The sequence below is a fragment of the Myroides pelagicus genome (assembly GCF_009711055.1).
In the GTDB taxonomy this organism is placed as follows: domain Bacteria; phylum Bacteroidota; class Bacteroidia; order Flavobacteriales; family Flavobacteriaceae; genus Flavobacterium; species Flavobacterium pelagicum.
The window spans coordinates 1-26389 of record NZ_WMJY01000013.1; the positions used below are offsets into that span (position 1 = coordinate 1).

The 26389-nt window shown below is 35.9% G+C and carries 18 protein-coding genes; 15 read left to right on the forward strand and 3 right to left on the reverse strand.

Going from position 1 to position 26389, the window contains the following annotated elements; all coding sequences use genetic code 11:
• Positions 1–478: 478 nt before the first annotated feature.
• From GJV77_RS07240 to GJV77_RS07280, 9 genes are all read left to right on the forward strand, one after another.
• Entirely contained in the window at positions 479–913 is a 435-nt protein-coding gene (locus tag GJV77_RS07240; RefSeq protein ID WP_317162549.1) for an Abi family protein, read from the forward strand.
• 397 nt (positions 914–1310) lie between these two features.
• Complete coding sequence (locus tag GJV77_RS07245) at positions 1311–1889, forward strand: restriction endonuclease subunit S (RefSeq protein WP_155035708.1); 579 nt, start codon at positions 1311–1313, stop codon at positions 1887–1889.
• Positions 1882–3402 (forward strand): type I restriction-modification system subunit M, encoded by a 1521-nt coding sequence (locus tag GJV77_RS07250; protein WP_155035709.1) that lies wholly within the window; start codon positions 1882–1884, stop codon positions 3400–3402. Before GJV77_RS07245 ends, GJV77_RS07250 begins: the two co-directional genes overlap by 8 nt.
• An 18-nt stretch (positions 3403–3420) precedes the next feature.
• The gene (locus GJV77_RS07255; RefSeq protein ID WP_155035710.1) at positions 3421–4761 is read left to right on the forward strand and encodes a Fic family protein; all 1341 of its coding nucleotides are present in this window, start codon (positions 3421–3423) and stop codon (positions 4759–4761) included.
• A complete protein-coding gene (locus GJV77_RS07260; protein ID WP_155035711.1) occupies positions 4754–5866 on the forward strand; it encodes a restriction endonuclease subunit S in 1113 nt (370 codons plus the stop codon). Before GJV77_RS07255 ends, GJV77_RS07260 begins: the two co-directional genes overlap by 8 nt.
• A gap of 62 nt (positions 5867–5928) precedes the next feature.
• Positions 5929–6771 (forward strand): abortive infection family protein, encoded by an 843-nt coding sequence (locus GJV77_RS07265; protein ID WP_155035712.1) that lies wholly within the window; start codon positions 5929–5931, stop codon positions 6769–6771.
• 9 nt (positions 6772–6780) lie between these two features.
• Complete coding sequence (locus GJV77_RS07270) at positions 6781–7410, forward strand: hypothetical protein (RefSeq protein WP_155035713.1); 630 nt, start codon at positions 6781–6783, stop codon at positions 7408–7410.
• A gap of 17 nt (positions 7411–7427) precedes the next feature.
• Positions 7428–10565, forward strand: a complete 3138-nt coding sequence (locus GJV77_RS07275) for a type I restriction endonuclease subunit R (RefSeq protein WP_155035714.1) — start codon at positions 7428–7430, stop codon at positions 10563–10565.
• Between the two features lies 1 nt (position 10566).
• Positions 10567–11262: a M48 family metallopeptidase gene (locus GJV77_RS07280; protein ID WP_155035715.1), complete on the forward strand. Its 696-nt coding sequence runs from the start codon at positions 10567–10569 to the stop codon at positions 11260–11262.
• 106 nt (positions 11263–11368) lie between these two features.
• On the opposite strand, the gene GJV77_RS07285 is transcribed toward GJV77_RS07280, so the two are convergent.
• Genes GJV77_RS07285 through GJV77_RS07295 form a run of 3 tightly spaced genes read right to left on the reverse strand, consistent with a single transcriptional unit; the run spans position 11369 to position 14519 of the window.
• Positions 11369–11764: an adenylyltransferase/cytidyltransferase family protein gene (locus GJV77_RS07285; RefSeq protein ID WP_155035716.1), complete on the reverse strand. Its 396-nt coding sequence runs from the start codon at positions 11762–11764 to the stop codon at positions 11369–11371.
• A gap of 52 nt (positions 11765–11816) precedes the next feature.
• Complete coding sequence (locus GJV77_RS07290) at positions 11817–12926, reverse strand: helix-turn-helix domain-containing protein (protein ID WP_155035717.1); 1110 nt, start codon at positions 12924–12926, stop codon at positions 11817–11819.
• Between the two features lie 3 nt (positions 12927–12929).
• Positions 12930–14519: an AraC family transcriptional regulator gene (locus GJV77_RS07295; protein ID WP_155035718.1), complete on the reverse strand. Its 1590-nt coding sequence runs from the start codon at positions 14517–14519 to the stop codon at positions 12930–12932.
• A 686-nt stretch (positions 14520–15205) separates the two neighbouring features.
• On the opposite strand from GJV77_RS07295, the gene GJV77_RS07300 reads away from it, so the two are divergent.
• From GJV77_RS07300 to GJV77_RS07325, 6 genes are all read left to right on the forward strand, one after another.
• Positions 15206–16246 carry a DUF7507 domain-containing protein gene (locus GJV77_RS07300; protein ID WP_155035719.1) on the forward strand — a complete coding sequence of 347 codons (1041 nt, stop codon included), beginning with the start codon at positions 15206–15208 and terminating at the stop codon, positions 16244–16246.
• A gap of 39 nt (positions 16247–16285) precedes the next feature.
• Positions 16286–16480, forward strand: a complete 195-nt coding sequence (locus tag GJV77_RS07305; protein ID WP_155035720.1) for a hypothetical protein — start codon at positions 16286–16288, stop codon at positions 16478–16480.
• Between the two features lie 507 nt (positions 16481–16987).
• Positions 16988–17986, forward strand: coding sequence for a helix-turn-helix transcriptional regulator (locus GJV77_RS07310; RefSeq protein WP_155035721.1), 999 nt, complete (start codon positions 16988–16990; stop codon positions 17984–17986).
• A 9-nt stretch (positions 17987–17995) separates the two neighbouring features.
• Positions 17996–19078, forward strand: a complete 1083-nt coding sequence (locus GJV77_RS07315; RefSeq protein WP_155035722.1) for a helix-turn-helix domain-containing protein — start codon at positions 17996–17998, stop codon at positions 19076–19078.
• Positions 19079–19467: 389 nt separating this feature from the next.
• Complete coding sequence (locus tag GJV77_RS07320; RefSeq protein ID WP_155035723.1) at positions 19468–23769, forward strand: hypothetical protein; 4302 nt, start codon at positions 19468–19470, stop codon at positions 23767–23769.
• Positions 23770–23795: 26 nt separating this feature from the next.
• Positions 23796–26384 carry an autotransporter outer membrane beta-barrel domain-containing protein gene (locus tag GJV77_RS07325; RefSeq protein WP_155035724.1) on the forward strand — a complete coding sequence of 863 codons (2589 nt, stop codon included), beginning with the start codon at positions 23796–23798 and terminating at the stop codon, positions 26382–26384.
• Positions 26385–26389 lie beyond the last annotated feature (5 nt).

Here is a 26389-nt window from a genome sequence, read left to right on the forward strand (position 1 = left end):
CGGCTGAAGAAATAATCTTCAGCCTCCTACTCGATTGGGTATTGGTTATTTTAGGTCTTGCTATTGTTGCTCTGTTTATTGTGTAAGGATTGTGTGTTTAGGGGTAATGGAGCGAAAAAGCGGAGTCGTGTAAATAGTGTAACTCGCTGGTAGGGTAGGTTTGCAGGGGTAAGATGGTTGTAGTTATTTGATTTGTATAAATAGTTGATTTGTAGTTTTAGTGTGTTTTTAGGGTTTTTGTACTAAAATGCAGTGTAATAATTATGTTTATTTATTTTTATAGTATTTGGCAAGCTCTAATGGATTGTATTATATTTGCAGTGTAACAATTATGCTTTTATCTATTTAGTGCATGGAAGAGTTTAAAGAAGATTAGCAAGAGGTATAAAAAACAAAACCCGCTTGCTTGAATAATTTCAGCGGCCAGCGGGAATAAGAATACTGCAAATGTACAAATAATATTTGTTTAAGCAATGTAATAGCTATGAAATATAATAAGTTTGAAAAAATAATCACTCAAGCTCGAATGAGTCGCTATTTACAAGCATGTGGAGGTGATAAAAAGAAAGCGATGGTTTTGTATCGATATAATCTTCAATTATCACAAGAATTACTTACTGTTATTAGTTGTTTTGAAGTTTCTTTACGCAATGCAATTGATGTACATTATAGTACTGTGAAAGGACCAAATTGGTTGAGTGATAGTGTTGAAACAACAAAATCAATTACGACAAATATTACTACTACTATTAATGATGTTTTTGATAATAGTACAAGTAATAACACAAACACGTTTACTGTGCGTAACACCAGTAATCTTAATAACGGTATGTTTAGTATTGACAGTTGTAGATCTACTGCAAAGTTAATTCGAGACGCGAAGAAAAATTTGAGGAATTACTTACTCTCATAATAAATTAATAGCAGAGTTAGGGTTTGGTTTTTGGAGATATTTGTTTAATGGTATTCAGTATAATGTAGCAGGAAATACCCTTTTACAAATTTTTATTAATAGACCTGCATCTCCACAATTTATAAATGGTAGATATATTCATTATAATCAACAGTATGTATTTAATCAGTTAAAACAGATCAATGACTTAAGAAATAGAATTGCTCATCATGAACCTATATGTTTTGCGGTAAATAATAATATATCTACTAAAAGTACACATAATGCACGAGATCAATATGCGATAGTTATGACATTATTTAATTGGTTAGATATTAATGCAGCAGACTTGTTATTTGGGTTAGATCACGTACTGAAGGTATGTGATAAAATAGATAGATTATAAAAATAGTAGGATATGACTTTAGAAGATTGGGTAGTTGAAGGAATAAAAAGTGGTTATTCTTTTAGAGGAAAGATAGAACCTCAAGTTGATGGAGCGGTTGGAATACTGCAGATGAAAGATATTACAGCGGATTATTACAGCTTTGATTATGAGCAAGTAGATCGCAGTAGTGCGTATGATTTTAAAGACAAATATATCTTGCAAGACAAAGACATTCTGTTTGTCTCAAAAGGAGCCAATAACTATGCGATACTGTTTCATCAGCAAGCCTTTCCCTGTGTAGCTTCAGGTACTTTCTTTGTCATCAGAGTAGATCAAAGTAGTGTAGTACCAGAGTTCTTAGTGTGGTATATCAATCAATCTACTGTACAGAGTTATTTGGCAGAGCGAAAAGCTGGTACTTATGTTGTAAATTTGACCAAAGGTGATGTGGTGGGTATTCCGATGCGACAAGTTGATTATGCGAAACAACAGAAGATAGGTGCATTTGTACAGCTTCACCAGAGAGAGCAACAATTAATAACATTATTGCAGCAAAGTAAAAAACAAGTAATACAAAGACAATTAATAAATTTAATAGAAAATGAGTAAGGTAGTGGTTAAGGTAGAACAGTCAGAGATAAATAAAGCGTTGTGGGGAGCGTGTGATACATTTAGAGGAGCATTTGATTCCTCTGAATACAAGAACTATATTTTAGTATTTATGTTCTTGAAGTATATGAGTGATATCTGGAAAGATCACTATGCTGAGCTAAAAGAACAATATGGAGATGACGAGACCCTGATACAGCGCAAGCTGAACAGAGAGCGATTTGTATTACCTGAGAATTGTACGTTTGACTACTTATATGAGAGACGAAATGCGGCTAATATAGGGGAAGAAATCGATAAGGTATTAGCTAAAATTGAGGATAAGAATATTGCTAAGTTGGAAGGAGTTTTTAGAAATATCTCTTTTAACTCGGATAAGTTGGGACAGACAGCAGATAGAAATAGACGTTTAAAGAACCTATTAGAAGACTTTGCTAAACCTGTATTAGACTTCAGACCTTCAGTGATGGGTAATACAGAGGATATCTTAGGAAATGCCTATATGTACTTGATTGGAGAGTTTGCCAGTGGAGCAGGTAAAAAAGGAGGAGAGTTCTACACTCCAGCAGAAGTAAGCGATTTATTAGCCCGTTTGGTAAGTCCTAAGGAAGGTGCGCGTATATGTGACCCAGCTTGTGGTTCGGCTTCTCTACTGATTAAGGTAGCAGAACAAGTAAAGACAGCAGAGGGTACACCTTCTCGTAATTTCTCTTTATTTGGACAAGAGAGCAATGGGGATACTTGGGCGTTGAGTAAGCTGAATATGTTTTTGCACAATATGGATAATGCTAGAATAGAGTGGTGTGATACGATTAACAATCCTCAGTTAATCGAACACGATCATTTGATGAAGTTTGATGTAGTGGTGGCTAATCCACCGTTTAGTTTGGATAAATGGGGAGAGTTTGAGACAGCTACGAGCGACCGTTTTGGACGTTTTCACAGAGGATTACCTCCTAAATCTAAGGGAGATTATGCCTTTATCTCTCACATGATAGAGACTACGCTACCAGATGGGCGTGTAGGTGTTATTGTACCTCATGGCGTGCTGTTTAGAGGTGCTGCAGAAGGGAAGATACGTACACAGTTGTTAGAAGAGAACTATCTGGAAGCTGTTATAGGTTTGCCAAGTAATCTATTCTTCGGTACTGGGATTCCTACAGCGATTATGATCTTTAACAAGGCTAAGCAAGATGATAAAGTGTTGTTTGTCGATGCGAGTAAGGAGTACCAAGAAGGGAAAAAACAACACAAGCTGAGAGAACAAGATATAGAGAAGATCGTGCAGACATACAGAAACTTTGATATCATCGAGAAGTACAGTAATGTAGTGGATTTAGCAGTAATCAAAGAACATGATTACAACCTTAATATTCCTCGTTATGTAGATACATTTGAAGAAGAAGAAGCGATTGATTTGGAAGCGGTAAAAGCGAATATTGCTACGTATGAAGAGGAGCTGATCGCTGTAAGAGCAGAGATGAAAAAATATTTAGAAGAATTAGGCTTATAAGCTCAAATAGACCAACGGATGACTTATACAGAATTAAAAAATAAGATCGATGAGCGGATACAGCAGGCAGAGGTGCAAGGTCCTCTGACGCGAGAGCAACTCAATACGCTACATCACAAGTATCGCTTAGAGTGGAATTATAACTCTAATAGTATGGAGGGAAATACCCTTACTGTGGCAGAAACACGTAGTGTAATGATTGGGAATATCGATGTACATCGCAAGCCCTTAAAGGACATCTTAGAAGTAAAAGGACATGACGAGGTGATTCGAGATATTCTGAGCATAGGCAAGGCAGATCTTCGCTTATCAGAGAAGCGTATCAAGGAGATTCACGCCAGCATCATGTATGAGGAAGACTCCGAAAAGAAAGGATGGATAGGACAGTGGAAAGAGGTTGCTAATGAGATTATTAATAACCGTGGTGAGAAATATACTTTCGTGCTACCAGAGGAGGTTCCTGAACAGATACACGAATTGCTTAATCGCACCAATGCAGCGATAGATCACATCCAAGCAAAAAAGAAAGATGCTCCTCATCCTATAGATGTGGCACTTAACTTCCATTTGGACTATCTCAATATACACCCCTTCTACGATGGTAATGGACGTACAGCACGTATCTTGTGCAACTTAGTTTTAGTAGCCTTAGGCTATCCACCCCTTTGGATAAAAGAAGAAGAGAGAGAAGTCTATTATCGCTATATAGCCGATATACAGTGCTACGGTGGACGAAGAGAAGACTTGTTTGCCTATATGAGTGAACTGATTCTTCGCTCGCAACAGATGATTATTGATATTCAAGCAGGTAAATCTATAGAAGAAGCAGATGATATGGGTAAAGAGATTGAATTGCTAAAGCGAGAGTTGAAAGCGAGGGAGAATAATAGCACGGAGGTAAAGCGTTCTAATTTGGTGATTAAAGAGCTGTATGATAAATCGCTAAATACGTTAATAGGAACATTTAAAGCAACAGCAAGTAAGTTTTTTGATTTTTATGCTGTAAATCAAGAGTTTCTGGACATTACTGTTGATGGAAAGAGTATTTATAATGATGAGGCGATGCATCATATACAAAATATCACTAAAGAAACTGAGGGTGTATTGACAAAACTAAGTCAATCAATTTTTTATAAAGATATTAAGGCGGGTAAAAGTTTAGATTATAATGATACATTGATTGTGGAGTTTAAGCATGATCATTATGAAGTATATTTTTCAAAAACTCGTGATACGATCATAAAGAAGTATAATGAACGATTGACACAAGAGGAGATGGATAATATGATCAAACAGTGGGGTGAAGCCATGATACAAAGACTAAGAGAAAACTTTAAAGAAGGGAGTACAAATGAATAAGCAAATACCAGAAGGGTGGAAGTTAAAGAAGTTGAAGACAATTTTAAATATAGGTTCTGGAAAAGATTATAAACACTTAGATAAAGGAAATGTTCCTGTTTATGGTACTGGTGGGGTAATGTGTTATGTTGATAGTTATCTATATGATGGTATTAGTGTTGGAATAGGAAGAAAAGGAACTATAAATAAACCATTATTACTTCAAGGCAAATTTTGGACAATAGACACATTATTTTATACATATAATTTTAAGAACGTTACACCTGAATTTGTTTACTATAAATTTCTTACTGTAGATTGGCTAAAGTATAATGAAGCGTCAGGTTTACCAAGTTTATCAAAAAATACAATAGAAGGAATAGTTTTAGATATTCCCCCTATAGCTGAACAACACAAGATAGCAACTATACTTTCTACTTGGGATAGAGGAATAGCACAACAAGAGCAATTAATAGCCGAGAAGAAAGTCTATAAACAAGGGGTGATGCAACAACTCTTAACAGGTAAAAAGCGATTCCCAGGTTTTACAGATCAATGGAAAGAAGTGAAGTTGGGGGATGTAGGGAAAATTAAAATGTGTAAGAGGATCTTTTTAGATCAAACGAGTACTAATGGAGAGATACCTTTTTTTAAGATAGGAACATTGGGTTATGAACCAGATTCATATATTAAAAGAGATTTGTTTGTTGAATATAAGAATAAATATAATTTTCCCAATAAAGGAGATGTCTTAATCACGTGTAGTGGGACTATTGGTAGGTGTGTGCAATTTGATGGAAAAGACGCTTACTTTCAAGATTCGAACATTGTTTGGTTGGATAATAATGAAATAGTCATAACAAATAACTTTTTGTATAAGATATTACAAAATGTCAATTGGAACACATTAAATTCCACAACAATTACAAGATTGTACACAACAGATCTTAAATCGTTGAAATTAAAAATACCCACTCTAAAAGAGCAAGAGAAGATAGCCTCTTTCTTGTCTGCTATCGATAAAGAAATAGAAATATTAGAAAAAGAATTAGAAGGTATGCGTACGCAGAAGTGGGGGCTGATGCAGCAGTTGCTTACAGGAAAAGTGAGAGTGATGAATAGTTAATGGTTGACAGTTTACTGTTTACTGTTTTTTACTTGTAAATTATTGACCAATAAAAAGTAGTTATGATTAAGAATTTTACTCCAATAGAAAAAGCGAAAACTGAAGTGTACTTACAGATGACAGAGGGACATTTTTTAGATATAGGAAAACAGAAGTTAGCTTTATTAGTGGATGAAGTATTACAAATAGATATTCTTACAGATAAGTATGCTATTAAGGGAGATTCTAAGGCAAATAGGGTTCGTGCTGTTTGGGAGTTAGAATCTGAATATAGTGTAGGTAAATTGTTAAAGAGTTTTGTCGCATATTATAAAGGACAAAGAATTTCAAATCCTATTGTATTTAATGCTACCGAAGAAGATGATCAATATATTGAACAGTTGGCAGATAGATTGATGGCAGTTGGACATAGTCACCTACATGTGATTAAACCTCTAAATGATGATGATATGACATTTGCAGAATTAGCTGAGTCAATACAAAAAATGATTCAAGATGATAAACCAGCACAAGCACTTGATCGTATGCACACTTTTTATGTGAAGTATATTAGAGGACTATGTAAGATACATCAAATTTCTTATACTGATGCGGAATCTCTTAATGCTGTTTATGGTAAGTATATAGGGTACATAGAAGGATTGAATGTCCTTGATTCAGATATGACTAAATCAATTATGAAATATAGTATCAATCTTTTAGATAAGTTTAATAGCGTGAGAAATAATCAAAGTTTCGCTCATGATAATGAACTTTTAAATAACAAAGAGAGTATGTATATCTTTGATACTCTGGCACGATTAAAAGGTTTTATAGATGATATAGAGGAGCGTATTCGTTTTGCCCGTCAAAAAAAAGAACAAAGTGTTTTAGATACTTGGAGTACTGATTCATTATCATTTTAATTTGTATTTATGATAGAAATTAGCTTAAATATAACGTATAGTTTTACTTCATCTGTTATTCAGGATGAAATAGATACTACATCCTATTTTCAGAATTACATAGCAAAGGTTTATACAGAAAATAAGGATGGACATGATATCTATGTAGGTAAGATTTCTTTTAGATTATTGGATTTAGCTAAAGTAGATGAGGTAGGTGATGATTTACACGATGTATTTGATACTTATGATACAACTTTTCGTTGGGGGCAAGAATTCTATGATATAATAGAGGGTGGTTTTCATCATTGTTTAATAAGTAAATATCCTGATTTAGCCTATGAGATTGGTAAGATTTGTTTTATAGAAGAGATTGTCTTACTTAAAGCATTTAGAGGTAAAGGGATAGGGACGAGGATTTTGGAGGATATACGTTGGAATTTTAGCAATCAATGTATTTTGTTTGTATTGAAAGCATATCCATTACAATTTGATATCTCTAAAAAGAATACAAATGATGAGAAAGAGTTTGACTTAAAGGAACTTGAAAAAGATCAAGAAAAAGCAGTATATAAATTGAAAACTTTTTATACAAGATCAGGATTTACAGAATTTAAGGAAATAGAGGATATGTTTTTTTATTGTTCTATATACCAATAGTAGAAGTTAATATAAGTATGACAAAAATAGGTTATTCAGAACATAACGATTCACAACAGCCTGCGATAGAAGTATTGAGCAAGTTAGGGTGGCAGTATCTAAGTCCAGAGGAAGCATTAGCACATCGAAATGGGATGCTGTCTAATGTAGTGCTGGACAATGTATTGGTAGAACAATTGATGAAGATTAACTCTTTTGAATATAAGGGCAAGCAATATCCGTTCTCTAATAGCACGGTGCAGGCTGCAGTAAACAATATTAAGAATCTACCAGATAGTGGTTTAGTACAGACCAATAGAGCGATACATCAAGAGCTAACACTGGGCAAGAGTTATAACGAGACCATAGCAGGAGATCAGAAGGCATATACACTGCGCTATATCGATTGGGAAAATATAGAGAATAACGTGTTTCACGTGACAGAGGAGTTTACAGTAGAGGGAAGTCGTGAGAAGAGACGACCAGATTTGGTCTTGTTTGTCAATGGAATTCCCTTTGTCATCATCGAAAATAAACGCAGAGATAAGAACAACTCTATCTCAGAGGCAATCTCTCAGCATCTGCGCAATCAGAAGTATGAGGAGGGGATACCACGTCTGTTTCACTACGCGAAGTTGCTAATGGCTGTACAGCCCAATGAGGTGAAATATGGAGGAGTAGGTACGCCAGAGAAGTTCTGGTCGGTATGGAAAGAGGATAATGAAAAAGAAGTGCAGAAACTACTGCTGAGCAAGTTAAATAGGACTGAAAGTAACGATCGACTGCCTACGGTACAAGATCGCAATTTAGTCAGTCTGTGTGCGAAGTCTCGTCTGATGGATATGGTGTATAAGTATTTGATCTATGATGGACCTGCTACGATTATCGTACCCCGTTATCAACAGTACTTTGCTGTTATTAGTACAGTAGAGCGTGTGAAACAATGGGAAGTAAAAGATCAGAAGCGAAGAGGAGGTGTGGTATGGCATACTACAGGTAGTGGGAAGTCGCTTACAATGGTGATGATTTCTAAAGTATTGGCTTTAGACACTGATATTGCATTTCCTCGTGTAGTCGTAGTCACTGATCGAAAGGATCTGGATAGACAAATCTACGATACATTTTCGAATTGTGATAAGAATGTGGAGAAAGCAGCCAGTGGTACACATCTGGTAGAATTACTAAAAGATAAAGGAGTGGAGGTGATAACGACAATCATTGATAAGTTTGAGACTGCCTCTCGTACAGGTGGATATAAGGATGAGTCGTCTAACCTATTTGTGCTAGTAGATGAGAGTCATAGAGGCCATTATGGACCTTCTCATGCCATGATGAAGAAAGTATTACCTAATGCTTCTTATATTGGTTTTACAGGAACACCTCTGATGAAAAGTGAAAAGAGTACAGCCAAGAAGTTTGGTGGATTTATTCACAAATATACGATCGATCAGGCTGTGCGAGATGAGGCTGTATTGCCTTTGCTTTACGAAGGGAGACAAACCTTGTTGACGATTAATACTGCTCAATTAGACAAGAACTTTGAGCGATTGGCTAATGGACTTTCAGAAGAAGCTCAAAAGGACTTAAAGAAGAAGTTTGCGAGTATTAGTAGGGTGTATGAGGGAGAGCAGGTGATTAACGAAATTGCTTATGATATCTCTAAGCACTATACTAAAAACTGGCAAGGAGGAGTGTTTAAAGCACAGTTGGCAGTGCCGCGTATAGAGACAGCGATTAAGTATCAAAAATATTTTGAGTCTCAGACGGATCCTACTTTAAAGATTAATACCGCTGTGATTTTTACCCCACCAGATAGTCGCCAGAATCATACAGATGCCTGGAGTGAGGCAAATGGCGAGGCGAAAAAGTATTGGGACAATCTAATGAAGCAGTACAAAAGCCAAGAAGCTTATGAGGAATATATAATTAGTCAGTTTAAAGAAGAAGGGCAAGAGATAGAGCTTTTAATAGTGGTTAGTAAACTATTGACGGGATTTGATGCGCCGAGAAATACGATATTGTATTTAGCTAAACCTTTGCACTCACACAATTTATTACAAGCGATAGCCCGTGTGAATCGCTTGTTTAAAGGAAAAGAACACGGTTATATCATTGATTATGTAGGTGTATTAGGAAAGTTGGATGAAGCATTGACTTCTTATTCTGCTTTTGATGAATATGATGAAGAAGATTTAGTGAATGCTGTGGTAGATGTAGGAGAAGAAGTGCAGAAAGTGCCCATCTATCTCGCTGCAGTATGGGATTGTTTTAGAGGAGTATCTAACAAGAAAGATATAGAAGCTTTAGAACGACATTTGGCTCCTAAGGATAAGCGAGATGACTTCTATGAGGCGCTATCGCTCTATGCGAGAACTTTGCAGATGGCTTTGGGAACAAATGAGTTTTATGTTTTGTTTTCAGAAGAACGCATAGAATGCTTTAAATCTGAGCTAAGTATGTTTGTCAAGTTAAAGGTGTCTTTGCAAAATAGATATGCTGAGGTAATCTCGTATAAAGAGTATGAACCGCGTATCAGAAAGTTAATCGATACGTATGTTCAGGCGGATGATGTCAGAGTGATCACAGAAGAGCTTAATATTTTTGATAAAAATGAGGTAAATGAAGCGATAGAAGAGTATGGGAAGTCTCCAGCTTCTAAAGCAGATTTTATTGCACATAAGATGAAAAGAGTAATCTCTGAAAATATGCAGAAAGACGAGGCTTTCTACAAGAAGTTTTCTCAGATGTTAGAAGAAGTAATCACTGCTTTTCAGCAAGGAAGGCTGCAAGAGGCAGATTACTTAAAAAGTGTGCTAAATGTAAGAGATCAGTTTGAAAATGGCTATGTAGAAGATACTCCAAATCAACTATTGAGTAAACCAGAGGCAAGAGCTTTTTATGGACTAATATTCGAAATATTAGAGGTTGAGTTTGGAGAGGAGTTGATCAAAGCAAAGAAAGAATTAATAGCGAAGATGGGAGAAGATATAGCTGATATCATAGAAGATAGTGTTATTCGCGATTGGAAAAACAATGACGATGTGATTAATCAGATGTATAATGATATTGAAGATTATTTGATTGAATACAAGGCTGACCTTGGGGTTGATTTAGATTATGATACTATAGATATGATTTTGGATAGAGGTATTAAGGTGGCTAAAAACAATTATTAAGATGTTTTATGTTGAGTATGGGGAGCAACAGATATTCTTTGATTTAGAGTTCAGAGAAAGAAAGACAGTTGCTATAGAGGTGAATCCAGATGCTACAGTGGTGGTGAAAGCTCCTTTAGGAACTTCTATAGAAGCAGTAAGAGCAGTAGTAGAGAAGCGTTCGCGGTGGATCGTAAAGAACCAAGCTTACTTTGAGCAGTTTTTACCACAGACACCACCAAGAGAGTATGTGATAGGAGAGACTCATTTGTATTTAGGAAGAAAGTATCAGCTCAAGTTTGTTGTACAAGAAAAGGAAGAAGTAAAGATAATAGGCGGTCATTTGGTTGTTTATGGCAGAGAACAGAGTAGTGCGTATATTAAAGCTGCTTTAGGGGCTTGGTATTACAAAAGAGCCTTAAAGAAATTAGATGAAGCATATAAACAAGTTTATCCTCTGTTTAAAAGTTATGGTATAGGCCAGCCATCTGTGAAGCTGATGCGCATGAAAAACCGCTGGGGAAGCTGTACTGTGACAGATATAATACGCCTTAATCCTGAGTTGATTAAAGTGAGTATGAAGTGCATCGAATATGTGTTGATACACGAATTATGCCATCTGATAGAGAAGAACCACTCTAGGCGGTTTTATGAGCTAATGAGTGTGATAATGCCAGATTGGCAACGTTGGAAGTTAAAATTAGAAAAAAGTTTGTAAAAGGAAGTCAAAAAAGTCATTAGAGATGCTTTTATAGTTATTAAGATATAAGGGGAGGTCAGAAGATCTTCCCTTTTTGTTTGGGTATTGGTTATTTTAGGTCTTGCTATTGTTGTCTATGCACGACTTTTTTAGGTCTGAGGTCCATATCGTTATAGTAGATCTGAATGCCTTTATCTAGGCAGTATTGTTTTGCGGTAAAAGGTTTGTTTTTGTATTCTTTACCGATGATTCGAGTATCGATTTTGAAGGCATGCATAATGTCTTCTAGGTCGGTTTCGTTTTGATAGGGAATGATTTCATCGACGTATTTACAGCCTTTGAGTTGGATGTAGCGTTCGATGAGCGTCAGGTTTTGATTACCTGGTAGGGTAGGGTCAAAGTTAGCAGTGGTATTCAGTCCTACGATGAGGTAGTCACATTGAGTCTTTGCTTCTTCGAGCATTTTGATATAGCCTGCGTGTAGGTGTGTAAAGGCTGCGAAGGTAATTCCCACTTTCATTGTTTTGCTTTTTTAGTATTGTTAGAGCAAATATAAACAAAATGAAGATTGATTAGTTGTTCTTTTGCTTTCGAAACGCTGAAGGGGGCATTTTCAAGTGTTCTTTAAAGGCTCGATAGAATGAAGCGCTGGAGTTAAACCCTACCTCTTGACCGATATCTTTAATCGAGCGATGTGCGTGGTTGATATCCAGGAGAAGTTGTTTTGCTTTTAATACGCGCTTAGTATTGACGTATTGGTTAAAATTTGTATTGTATTGATTGGAGAAAAAAAAGCTCATTTCATAAGAAGATACCCCTAGGTGATCGGCTAGTTTTCTCAGGTTTAAGTCAGGATTATAAAAAAAAGTGTCTGGTGTATCCACTAACTTTAAGTGGATTTGATTGAGCTTATTACTCTCGATAGTGTTTTTGGCATAAAACGATGCAGGGGTGTGTGTATTTGCAAGTTCGACGGGTTGAGAGTGTTTTATCGGTGTATGCTCTGTTTGTGAGTTTTGGGTATATTGAATCAGTTGCCCTATTATGGACTTAGTAATGCTAAAAGATAGACAAGTCAATAGGATTAAAAACAGGTAGTACAATAGGCGTAGAGAGACGATATAGTAGTCAATCATACAGCTGATAATCAGTAATAATGTGATAATGGTAAGGCCTGTGAGTACTGCACTTGTCCAAAAGTTATTGAAAGAGAACAAGATACCTTTTTTGATAAAAAGGTAACTGCAATATAGGATAATGCCCAGTAGGGGTAGGTCGATAATAGTCCCTATAGGGTGAAAGTCAAGTTCAAAGTAGTCAATGGAAAAAAAGACGATAAACGTCAGCAGTGTAGCGGCATAACAACCGTATAAGATGAAGCGAAACTTGTGGTAAAACACATACTTATAATCGGCTTTTCCCATATAATAAATGACAGGACAGAGCAAATAAAGAAAACTTATGGTCAAATGCGTGGAAAAAAAATCAGCTTGTAACACAAGTGTTACCAGATGGACTAGACAAAAGCTCAACAAGATGATGCTGTACTGCTCTTTAATCTTTAAGGCGGTTGATTCCCTGTGCTTGAATTGAGTAATCACAGCTATATTCACAACACTTAAGCTAAGTAGTGCGGTGAATATACAGATGATAAGTAGTTCGTTCAGGGAGTAACTAGGCATCGTTTAGGCTGGTTTATGTTCGATTTCTTTCAGGTATTGAATAAAAAAAGAAGGGTTGACTCCGATTTGCTTTTTAAATTCAACAGTAAAGCTGCTGTGAGAGTTGTAGCCCACACTTGTGGCTAAGTGGCCAATTTTGTATTTGCGGTATTTCTTTTCGAAGCGCAACATATCAATTACAGCCAAGAGTCTTAGCTGAGAGAGATAGGTCTTGAAGTCTGTGTTCTTATAGCGCTTTAGTACCTGGTTTAAGGATTTGCTGTCCGTATGCAGTAGTTTGGCTAGTGATTCTAAGGAGAGGGTGCTGTCTAGGTATCCCTTGCTGAATTCAAATTGTCTAAGTCTTTCAGTTAACTCAGTGTCATCAGGCGCTATGACTGTTGTATTCCACGCTACACCAGGGAGGTGTAGTGGCAAGTCTGTACGCGAGCAAGTGGTTAGCTGCTGTAGGTAATCTTTGTTTTGTTTTTTTGCATTTAGCAGTGAATTGGACTTTCTGTTTTTGAGCAAGATAAATATAGGTACTAAAACAAGTGCTCCTAAAATCGTGATAATAATGACAAAATAGTTTTTGTTTTTATTGTCGATTTTGTTTTGGAGTAAGTATTGTTTGTGAAGCAATTGATCGATTGTAGTCTCTTTGAACTGCTGTTTGGTTTCTAGTTCGTTTAAGAAAGCCTTGTTGTACTTTCGATAATTGACAAGATCGCCAATGTATTCGTAGTATTCACTCAGGCTTAGATAAGTGTCTTTCTTTAAATCGCGGTTGTTATTTTGAATAGCGATAGATAGAGCCTTGTGTAAGTAAGCCTGAATTTCTTTGTTTTGCGCAGGATTTCGCTCCAGCAGATAGACTTGTCCTAGTCCAGCATAGACATAGGCAGCCGTAAGACTTTCGGCTAGGTCAGCGTCCTTATTCAAGTGCGTTAAGGCTTGGTTATACAAGTCTAAAGCAATATCGTATTTCTTTAGTTTTTGATAGTTAAGACCTTTGTTTTGTAAGTCAGAGACGATATAATGACTGTTGTGCAGTAGCATAGGAGCTATCTTTATCAGTTCATCTTCAGATTGTTCTATACTTTCAATGGACTGCTCGTATTTTTCTTGTTCGAAATAGAAAGCAGATAAAAGGTGATAGTAATAATAAGTAGAAAAAATACGGTCTTTTTCATTTACAATCTTCGGCAAGACTGGTTCTACCTTATTAAAGTATAGTTGAGCTTCTGTGAATAAGCCCAAGCGACTGTATTCAGCCCCAGCAAAGCCATAGAGTCTAGAGAGCCATTTATAAGCTTTGTGTTTTTCGGCAAGAGCAATGGCTTCAAAAGATTTTTCCAATGAATGAGGTACGTCGAAAGCATCGTGGTATAAATAAGCGTGAATAAACAAAGCGTGGATTTTAGTTTCCGGTTCTGAGTTGTTGTGGTAAATAGAGTCAACTAAGAAATAAGCCCTGTCTTTGTCTACAGGTCTTACATCGGTAAGAATTTTGGCTAATATAACATCTGCTGCGGAGTGTTGTTGTTCTGCCTTGGCAAAAGGCATACCTAAGACGAACAAGAGCAATACATGATGTAGTACTTGTCTATTCATAATATAACACGCTTTTAAACGATCTGATGAGGCTTTCGCTTTAAAAAGTAAGGTGTTTAGTAAAAATACACAAAATGTGAAATAAATACCTTGAAAACCTGAAATTCTTTACAAAAAACAACAAGGATAAGCCTGTCATCAGATGGGTAATTTTCTTTTTTGCAAATAACGCAAGAAAAAAAGATAAAAAAAATAGGTTTGAAGAGTCACAAGAGATATAGGTGAGAAATAAGTAGAAACATAGGGTGTAAGACTAAAGTATAGTAAAAGGGGAAAAAGCTAAGTCTTGTGATTTTAGCGACTTAAAGTAATAGGTGTTAAAAATGTTTAACGTTTTTTATCTTTTTGGTAAAGTATTAATACTCTGCTAACGTGTAATAAGTGTTAAAATTCACAATTATGCCAAAGAAATAAAAGTTTATAAGCACTAGTAAAATTGTAGTTATTTAAGTGGTTTAAAATGAGTTGTTTGTGTTTTTGTTTCAAATTATTAGAAATTTTTTTGAGAAGCTTTTGAGATGGTTATCAAAGGTTTTTTGGTCAAATTTGGCTTGCTGAACAAAAGGTCCCCCTGTCGGGTTGAGCACTTACCAAGCCCGATAGTTTTTGTTCGCGGAAAAAATAAGTCGAAGAATAATGAAATAATACTTCGCAGCAGATGAAAAAAAGTAACTATTGAAATAAAAATGAAAAAGAACACAAAACAACAATTCAAATTACTGGTATGGCTATTCGCCTTAGCTATACTCTATATCACACCATCTTATAGCCAAGGGGTGGACTGTAAAATACCTGCGGGTGCTATACGGCTTACAGAGAGTCATAGTACCTTGGAAAGTGGGAAGACTTATGTTGCTTATGAGGATGTTGAATTATTGAGTGCTCAAATCATAATCGAATCTGGTGCTACTTTGTATGTCACAACTGGTGTAGTTGTTCAGGGTGATGGAAATATGATTATGAATGGTGGTACCATAAATATTTGTGAACATGCAGGTTTTTTCTTCAGGGGTTCAGTTGGACTTGGAGCTCATGGGAGTGATAAAGATGCGATTGTTAATGTAGGAAGCTATAGTTTTTTTAGTATTAATGGCTCTTTGATGCAAGAGAATACAGTTCCTCATAACAGTACTATAGCAAAGGGGGTGGCTCAAATAAGATTAAGTGATGGAGCGCATTTTAATGTGTGTTCTACTTTTACGCAGCGTGCTATTTTATATCCTCTAATTAAATACATAGGTAAAGGAAATAATCGTGCTAGTGTAGTTACTAGGGCTCAAGTTTCTGGTGTAGATGGGGCTACAATGTCAGATTCTCCTATGGTTAATTGGTTTGCGTTTTCTTCGATTAGTGAAGTAGTACCTGATAAAGCATTACTTTGCAAGGAGCCTAGTCAATGTAAAGATGTTTGGCCTGAAGGTTTAATCGCCGAAATAGAAGGGTTGTGTGGGGATACAGGTCAAACAAGTCCTAAGGTTAGTTTGACTAAAGTGGGTGAGTTTGTATCTACGGATGCTAATGGAGGATTTGCTTCGGTGGGTGAAAAAGTGAAATATACATTTATGGTTAAAAATACTGGTACTTCAAATTTACCTTCTGTGATATTAGCTGATAAGATGTTACCTTATAATTACGAATTTGTTTTAGTTAATGGTGATATTAACCAAAATAATATTTTGGAAACTGACGAAGAATGGACTTACGAATTAACTTATCTACTTACCTAAGAAGATGTTGATCGTAAAGCAGTTTATAATATAGCAGAAGTGAATGTAAGAGATTTTAGTTATAAATCAGCACAAGCTATCTCTTATGATCCTAAGCCACTACCATTAGATACACCAGGACATCCTGGGCAGCTACCCGAATGCCCTGATTGTACGATTGTCTTACTCAAGACAGGAAGTCCACTACTAATAACTAATCCTCATGTAATTCAACTCTTGAGAAATTTAGAATAGAACTTTTTACTTTTTCAGGTGGAGGGTGTTTTTTGATGTGAAAATGTTAAAAGGTGCCTTAATATAGCCTGTATAACCCTTTGTTTTAAAACAGTTTGTATCTTAGAATGAAGGAGGGGTTTTGCCAAGTGATGTCAAGAGATTTGTTTTCGATAAAGTAGTGTTTATATTGATATTTCGATTGTATATTGCTGTTAAATGTCAGTGATTTTGTACCACTATATTGGGTTTGATAGGGTAAAAAAAGCAGGGGTAGAAAGGATAAAAATTGTTAAAGTGTAATATTTAACAATATTATGGTATGTGTGCTTTTTTATGGTAATTTATGGTTACTTTATTTTAATAAATACCTATTTGTGTTTATTTATTAATCTATTTAATTACTTTTTGCAAATGACTACGATGGGTGTTTTGCGAAGAAATAATTACTTTTGTGACCGTTTGAGAATATCGTAGTCTAATAAGTGATCAAAAGAACAAGAATGATGTTTTTTAAAATATAAAACAATGAATAAAATAGTAGCCTTGACAAATAAAGTTACCCTGCCAGCAGGAGTATTGTACCTGATAGGGTTTCTGCTTCTAGCGATAGTAGCAGGGGTGCTTGTATTTGTGGCTAATACAAATAATCTAAGTTTATATCCACTATTAGTGGCTTTATTGATGTATACGAGTTTTTCGTATGTTGACGATCGATTAGTACTGCACAATATGAAAATCATTAGTGGTATCGGTCTTTTAGTTTCAGTTGTACTGATTCTTGAGACAGAGATATGGTTTGCTATAGGGATGACTAACTTCTTAGCGGTATTGTACTTCGCGTTCTTCTTATACCCGCTAAAGATTGATCAGATTGAATGTCCAATCAAGCGAGAGTACATTAATTTTTTTAGTATTCTATTTGGGCTAAATATATTGTTGTTTAACCTAGAGTACATAATGATGGTTTTAGGGTACGACAATTCGGTTTTATTTCATGAATATTTACATGATTTACTAGAGCTTTCTGTAATTATTTTAACAATTGTTACGGTAGGAATACTCCTTTTTCGCGTGATTCGTTTTCGAGGACAAGATGTTGAATTGCAGGGTTTTAATGAGCAAAAAGGCGATGTGTTTAGTACTTTAGATACTAAGAAGACGGGACAGCAGGAAGTTTCGGATTACCTCGTGGCAAAGAAGTTGGTAGATGTGTTAGAAAACAAACAAATGTATTTAGAAAGTGATTTTGGCGTGCGTAAGATGAACGAGGTTTTAGGGCTTGGTCATCAGTATCACTTAAGTGTGATCACCAAGCATTATTTTAATATGTCGTTTAACGAGTTAATTGCAAAGTATAGAATTGCCTATGCTTTAAAGCTCTTAGAGCGAGAACACAACTGGAGTATAACTTCAGTGGCAGAGAGTTGCGGATTCAGATCCTTTACCACTTTTAATAAATATTTTGTCCATTACGTCGGGGTCACTGCCTCCGAATATAAAGATAGATTAACGAGTTCAGAATAATAAATAATAATGTTCCCCACCTTACTACTACTATTTACTTTATTGCTGATTGCCTATAGCTACCAAAAACAGAAGAAAGAAGTTGACTTTCGAATGCTTTTATTGGCTGCTATTTTAACGCTCAATGGTGCGTTGATGTATTTGGCAGTCTCCTTTGGCCTGCAAGATGAATTTGCCTTGGGGCTGGTATTCAGTTTTTTTAGCGGAGGATTGTTGGTGTATTTAATCAAAGGAAGGGCAAAGTATTTGTTTGTTCACTTGTACGCGGCAGTGCTTTTAACCTTTTTGTACGTCTTGGCTTATTTGTCGAGCTTCGATATAGAGCAAGTCAACAAAATAGGGTTAATTACTACAGGAGTCATGAATATTAGCTATGCTAGTTACGGCTATGTTTTGTTGAGCAGGAGTAGTCTAAAGGGTAGCTATCGCTTATTGCCTACCTTTTATATCGTATCTCAGTTTGTCAATTCGTTTTTGGGCGTCTCGTTTATGTTCTTATCAGTCGAATTACTCTCACATATTACCATTTACTCCGTTCATATCCTTGTTGTATTATTTGTGTCACTTCTAATTTATATCCTGAATGTTGTAAGAGAAGTAAAATCGAGTGATTTAACGACAGATAATGGCAAAGAGGTGGGTCATTTGCAAAGAGGTGGGCAGGAGAAACAAAAGCAAGGAGAAAGAGAATTAAAAATCGTAGAAATAATACCGGTAGTATCATCGGCTTTACCGTCTAAATTAACAGGTGAAAAAAGCGATGAAAATATACGAAGGGCCTTATGGGAGAAAGTTATTGAACCACAATTATATTTAATACAAGGATTAACCCTAGCGAGAATTGCCACGGATGTAGGATTAAACCAAACGGAGTTGCGCGCCTTTTTTGCGCGAAGTGAAGCGGCAACTTTTAGTAATTACATCAATCGTTTTCGCATCGAGCACGCGGTTAATTTAATCAAAGCAGAAGATGAAAGTGCACTAAGCGTTGAGCGTTTAGCAGAGGCTAGCGGGTTTAAAAGTCGCACATCTTTTTATCGAGCCTTTGTCCATGTGATGGGGTTTGCTCCCTCGGAAATGATGGAGAATTAGGTTAGAATTATACACAACTATTTATCGCTTTATTTAAAAAGAGCGGTCTATGCCTGGGTAAAGGCTTAAGGTTTTCTTGAGCCTTTATCAAAGGAGGACTAGTTCTTTTATTAAGAATAAAGACGGTTGGTAATTAGTAAGTTAGAATAAAAAAAGAGAATAACAGATGTTTCATTTTCATTTGTTAAAATACGTTGCAAAACATTACTAATGGTATGCTACAAGGGTTTTGTAACGATGTTTAACATGGTGAGAATTTACTTTTATGTAAAAATATAACTATATAAAGAGTTAGTAGTTTTTAGTATACACTTACCAAAGGGTTTGCGATTGTGAATCACAATTGAGAACCTTTTGAAAACTACACCTAACAAATTGAATTAAAAAGTATGAAAAAAAGATTACTATCAGTTGCATTGTTAATGGGTGGATCGATCGCAGCCTATTCTCAAGTGGGAATAGGTACTGTAAAGCCTAACAAGTCAGCTGAGTTGACAATCGAGTCTAGCAAAAGAGGGGTGTTAATCCCTAGACTTGGGTTAACCGGCTATCAGGACAGAACGACCATCGTTAATTTCCCTACCAATGGAATTAATAGTTTGCTAGTATTCAATACAGCGACTGTAGAAGAAAAAGGAAAAGAGAAAGGTTTAACACCTGGTTTTTACTATTGGTTTATCGATCAGTGGGTAAGAATCCCGAATGAAAAGGATATTCCTCAGATCGTTATTAACGAGTACAAAACTATTTTTGGAAATACCAATGTAGTAGAGCAAATTCAAAACATTGTAAATACTACACAAGGTAATGTAGTATATGAAGGAGATAAGTTTTACCACATCAATAAAGAAGGTGAAAAAGTAGAAATAAAAGATAAAGTTACCTCTATAGCTTATGAAGAAGCTTCAGGTGACTATATCTATTACAATGAGAAGGCAGTAGATCGCAATGGTGAAATTATTGGACAAGGTGTTCGTATCAAAATAAAAGAAACGGTTATCAATAAATTTGGTGATATTATCAACAACAAGAATGTTCAAAAATTTATTACTGATTACCTAGATGGTACCTATGTAGGTGGAAATGTTTACTATGACGGAACATCATTTACTTATATTACCAAAGAAGGAGAAACTAAAAATATCACCATTAAGGATATTGTTCAAGGTAATGAGAGTCAGACTCAGATAATCACCGTAGATAAAAAACAATACTATGTTTCTGAGGAATACTTAATAGCTAATAATGGAGTAGTTCCAACAAATGTTGACCCTAAGAATTTACCAGCGGGAATTTATGCTATAGATGTAGTAGGCGGTGTGGTAAATAACTTTGAGGAGATCGTAAATAACGGACCAATCCAAGTAGATGGTCGCACTTATCCTACAGTGAATGACTATATCACTTATTTAACAGAGAGTACAGGAGGATTTACTAAGATTGTATATGATCAAAAAACGGGAGATGTTATTTTCCAAGAGTGGAATGAAACAACTCAAAAGTTCGAGAATGTAGATAACGCTAAGTTTAGTACGATCGTTAAAGATAACGAGACTCTAACTGTGTTAGTAGACAATGGTGATGGAACATTGTCATATACAGATGAAAAAGGAAAAACTGTCACTTTTGATAGTAATAAAACAAACGTTGAAGTTACAGATAGTGTTTATACTTTCAAAAATGGTAAAGGTGAAGTAATTGCCATAATTGACACTAAGGCAAAAGCTATTAGTTATGACAATAGTAAATCAGGTATCACTGCTGAGAACGTACAAGACGCCTTAGATCAATTAGCAGATAGTTTATTAAAAGGAGCAGGAGTTACCTTAGAAGACAAAAATGACGGAAAAGTAACTCTAGTAGCTGATAATGGTACAGTATTAGGAAGTATAGATAAATCTAAGCTAACAGAAGATGCAACAAACAAAGGTTTATTCACATTTACAAGAAATGATGGGACTGATGTTGTATTTGATGTAAATACAGTGAATGTTGCGAAGATAGCAGATGCTAATGGAAATATTTCTTACCTATTCAAAGATTCAAAAGGAGCTACTCTGACAACAATTGATTCTACAGCTGATGTAGTTTCGAACCTAACTAAAAAAGGCGATATCTATACAGAGATTATCAATATTTTAGAAGAGGAGACCGATAGTTTGACTCATTTAGGTAATGGTAAATACAAACACATAAGTGCTGATGAGACACCTGTAGAGTTTGATGTAAATACAGTGAATGTATCAGAGGCTAAAGATGCAGCAGGTAATGTAATAGGATATGACTTTAAAGATGCAGATGGAAATGTAATCACGACGGTTAAGACAGCTGCTAGTAATAATTATTACAACGACTCTACAACTAATCTTGGATTTACAACAGTTCAAGGCGCGATTGAAAAGTTATTAGAGAAAGTAACTACAGTTGAAGGAACAAAAGGAGATTTAGCTTTAGCAGGAGGATTAGAGTTTACAGCAGCGACAGATGGAACGGCTAAGTTATTGGCTGATGCTGGAATTCAAATTGCTGATAGTGGAGTTTCTACAGAAAAAATAGCTGATAATGCGGTTACTTCAGATAAATTAAATGCAGGTAAAGGAGCTGATGGACGTGTAGGTGTGGCAGGAGCTGATGGAGCGATTACTTACCAAACATTAGATTCAGTGGTTAAAGGTAATGAGACAGTAACTGTATTAGTTGAAAATACTGATGGTACTTATACTTACTACAACGAGAAACAAATCGGTGCAGATGGTAAGCCTAAAGCAGGAGAAACAGGAGTAACGATTGATCCAAAACAAGTGTCTGTTGCATTAAATACAACAACAAATAAATACGAGTTTAAAGACTCAAAAGGTGAGGTGATTGGTGAGATAGACGCCAATGCTAGCTCTATTGCTTTTAATAAAGATAATACTACGTTTACTAGTACTAATGTACAGGATGCTTTAGTAGAGTTGTTAAACAAAATCACTACAGTTGAAGGAACAAAAGGTTCACTAACATCAACAAGTATTTATGTAGATGGTGGAGCGAATGCTTTATTAAAAGATGCGAAACTTGATCTAAGAGGAGGTACAGTAGATGGACAGGTATTAGTTACTACAACTAAAGATGTAGTAGTAGGACAAGATGCTAATGGCGCTGATATTGTAGAATCACGTAAAGTAACAGAGTGGAAAGATCCAAAACAAGTTGTATCAAACACTTTAACAGCTAAAAACGGTATCAATGTAGTAAATGATGCAGATGGAAATAGCGAATTCAAATTAGGAGGAGCACTGACTGAAGCAAAAACAACGATTACAACTACAGATACTAATGTATTAGCGATAGAAGGACTTGATGCGGTAGAAAAAGGTAAAGTATTAGAAAATAATCTTGTTATCGCTGATAAAGATGGCGTATTGAAACAAACTTCTGCTAAGAACTTAATCGAAGATGCTGTTGAAAAAGGAGACTTAGTTGCGAAAAACTTAACCTCAGAATCTATTGTTGTAACAGGCGGAGAGAGTTCAGTATTAAAAGATACTCAATTAGAAATAAAAGGTGGTTCATCTGAAGGACAAGTATTAGTTACTACACAGAAGGTAGATGATCAAGGAAAACCTGTTACTGATGCTGCTGGTAACCCTGTATATACTACTAAATGGGTAGATGCAGCTGGAAATACAGTGAAATCTGGACAAGGGGTAACAGTAGGTACTGATAATACGGTAAACTTAGGAGGTAAGATTACTAATATTGGAACTACTCCAGGAGCTGTTATCGACTTAACTGATGATAAAGGTACTAAAGCAGGTGATATTGCTATTAAAGGGTTAGAGGATTTAGTAGGTAAAGATGCTACAACAGGAACTAAATTAGATACAAATACAGATAATCTTGTTATTGCTGATGCTAATGGAGTATTAAAACAAACTTCAGCTAAGAACTTAATCGAAGATGCAGTAGGAAAAGGTGATTTAGAGGCTAAAACATTAAAAGGAGACGGTATTACCGTAACATCTGGAGCGACTGCAGGTACTGATACATCAGTAGCAAACTCTTTATTAAAAGACGTGACTTTAGGTATTGCAAAAGGAGCTGTTACCTCTGATAAGATGAGAGCAACAGTTGTTGATCCAAATGGAGGTTCTACAAATGCAGAAGCAGGTATGGTACCAGTGGCTAACGCAGATGGAACAGTAACTTATGATAAGTTAGATGCTAAAGATGTTATTTATACTAAACCAGCAGGAGAGGATAATGGATTAACATCTAACACAGTAGAGGGTGTAATCAACGAATTAGCAGGCAAAAAAGGAGATCTTAAAGTAGCAGGTACAATGCTAAAAGTAGATGAGAATGCTAAAGGAGCATTGCGTCACGATGCTACAATATCATTAGACCTAGCGGGAGTAAATAAGATTGTTGAGACAAATGTTGACTATACTGCAAAGGTAGAAGATGTGATTATCCTAGCTTCAGCTACTAATGGAGACCTTACAGTGACTTTGCCAGAGGCATCAGCTAACAAAGGAAAAAAATATACCATTAAAAAACACGACACTAACGAAGATGGTTATGTAATTGTAGAAGGAAACATCATCGGGGTAGCACAAGGTAAAAAACTAGAAACAGGATTACCTTACTCGGGCTGGGACTTCGTATCAGATGGTACACAATGGCAAATCGTAAACAAATTTTAAACACCTTACTTAATTAGAAAATCAAAATGAAAAAATTAATATTATCAGCAACAGTAGCATTCACAGTTTTAGCAACTTCAAATATTCAAGCGCAACAGGGATTCGGAACCAATACACCAGATAGATCATCTGCTGTAGATATCGTTTCTTCTAAACGTGGTTTATTGATTCCTAGAATTGATATTCCCAATTTAGATCAAGCAGCGCCAGTAAAAAATCCAGCAAATGCTTTGATGGTATACAATACAGGTAGTGCAACAGCGGCTGGTTTTTACTACTGGGATGCATCTTATAACAATGGAGCAGGTAGATGGGTGCGTTTCGTATCGTCTAACTCTGGTAGTGCAGTAACTGTTACTGCAGGAACTAACGTAGCAGTGGACAAAACAACAAATGGACACGATACAGATTATAAAGTAAGTGTAAAAGGGGGTGATGCTAAAGGGCAAGTGTTAGTGACTAAGGAAGTTATTGTAGAAGGAAATCCTACTTACAGTACAGAATGGGTTAATCCACAGGATTTTATCAAAGGATCTGTAGAAGGAGTGAATGGTATCACCGCTACTATTGAAGGAGATAAAGTACAAGTAGGTTTAGGAGGAGACTTGACAAAAGCTACTGAAATCAATACTGCAGCTGGAAACACTTTAGCCATTAATGGTCTTGAAGTATTAGATGGTACTGCTGGAAAAGAGTTTGACGCTGATTCACAAAATATTGTAATCATGGGAGCTGACGGTATCTTAAAACAAGTGACACCAAAAGCTTTATTAGAAGATGCTATTAAAGGAGGAACAGTTGAAGGAAAGGCTTTAACGTCTAAGTCGATCACAGTTGACGCTAATGCAGCTACTTCTTTATTGAAAGATGTAAATATTGAAATTACAGCAGGAGAAAAAGATGGACAAATCTTAGTATCTACACCAAAACTTGATGACAAAGGACAACCAGTTGTTGAAAATGGAAAAACTGTTTATGAGACAAAATGGGTAGATGCTGATAAAGTAGGTGTAGAGGTAACTAACGGTATTCAAAAGATTACTGATGGTAATACTACTAAACTTGGTTTAGGAGGGGCGTTAACTGAAGCTACTACTATTACTACAGATGCAACGAATACTTTAGCCATAGATGGTCTTACTGAGCTTGAAAAAGCAGGGGTTACTGGTAATAATGTGGTAATGGCTGATGCTAATGGTGTATTAAAACAAACATCAGCTAAGAACCTAATCGAAGATGCTATTGATAAAGGGAAGATTGAAGCTAAAACATTAAAAGGAGAGGGTATTACTGTTACAGCTGGAGTGACTGCAGGTACTGATACATCAGTAGCAAGCTCTTTATTAAAAGACGTGACTTTAGGTATTGATGATAATGCGATTACTTCAGCTAAAATTAAAGATGGAGAAGTTAAAACTTCTGATTTAGATACAGGTGCAGTAACACAAGATAAATTGTATGCTGGAACTAAAGATGCTAATGGAGTTGGTACTCCTGCAGCAGAAGGTACAGTACCAGTGGCGAATGCAGATGGAACGGTAGAGTATAAAAGTGTATCAACTGCTATTGGTCAAGATTTAACGACAGATGGTAAAATCGTTATCGGTGATAATAAATCGGGGGTAGATACTTTAGCAGATGCTGTATTAGTAGCTACTAAATTAAGCATTAAAGAAGGAAGTATTACTACAACTGAGATCGCAGAAGGAACTATTGCTAATGTTGATTTAGGTTCAGGTGTTGTTTCTGCAGATAAAATGACATCATATACTGCAGAGAATGGTACAACTACTCCAGCAGCTAAAGGACAAATTCCTGTAGCAGATGGAAAAGGTGGAGTAACTTACCAACAAGTAACAGGTGAGTTATTAAATGGTAAAGCATTAACATCAGGTTCTATTTCTGTATTTGGTGGTGAGAAAGCTTTATTAGACACTACAAATATTGAAATTACAGGAGGTTCTAAAGATGGACAAGTATTGATTACTTCTAACGTACAAATGACAGATGCAGAAGGTAACCCTGTTACTGATGCTGCTGGTAATCCTGTATATGTTACTAAATGGGTAGATGCATCTGATTTAGGAAATACAGTAACAGCATCTAATGGTTTAACTAAAACGGATAATAATATCGCTTTAGGTGGTACAATTGATACAAATACATTATTAGCTGTAGATAATACAAAAGGAGGTTCTTTAGCAATTACTGGTTTAGAAGCGCCAACAGATAAAAAAGCACCATTAGAAAACGTAAAAATAGGAGCAGATGGTAAGCTATACGCGGTGACTAAGGCTGAATCTACAGGTAGCATTACTATCAATAACGGTGGAAATGTTACTATCGAAGGAGATACTAATTATTCTATAAACCAAGAGGAAGTTGTAATTGAGGTTACTTTAGGAGCTACTGATACAAACCTTGCTTTGCCAGCTGTAAGTGGTACAGAAGGACAAACCATCAGTGTAAAAATCGTTAATACAGATGACAAACACTCAGGGTATTTAGTAATTAATGATGATAAAGGTGCATACTTATCAGAAGGGTCTATGCCATTCCAAGGATGGGTTATCAAGTCTAACGGTACGAAGTGGATCGTAGTTGGACGCAACTAATAAAA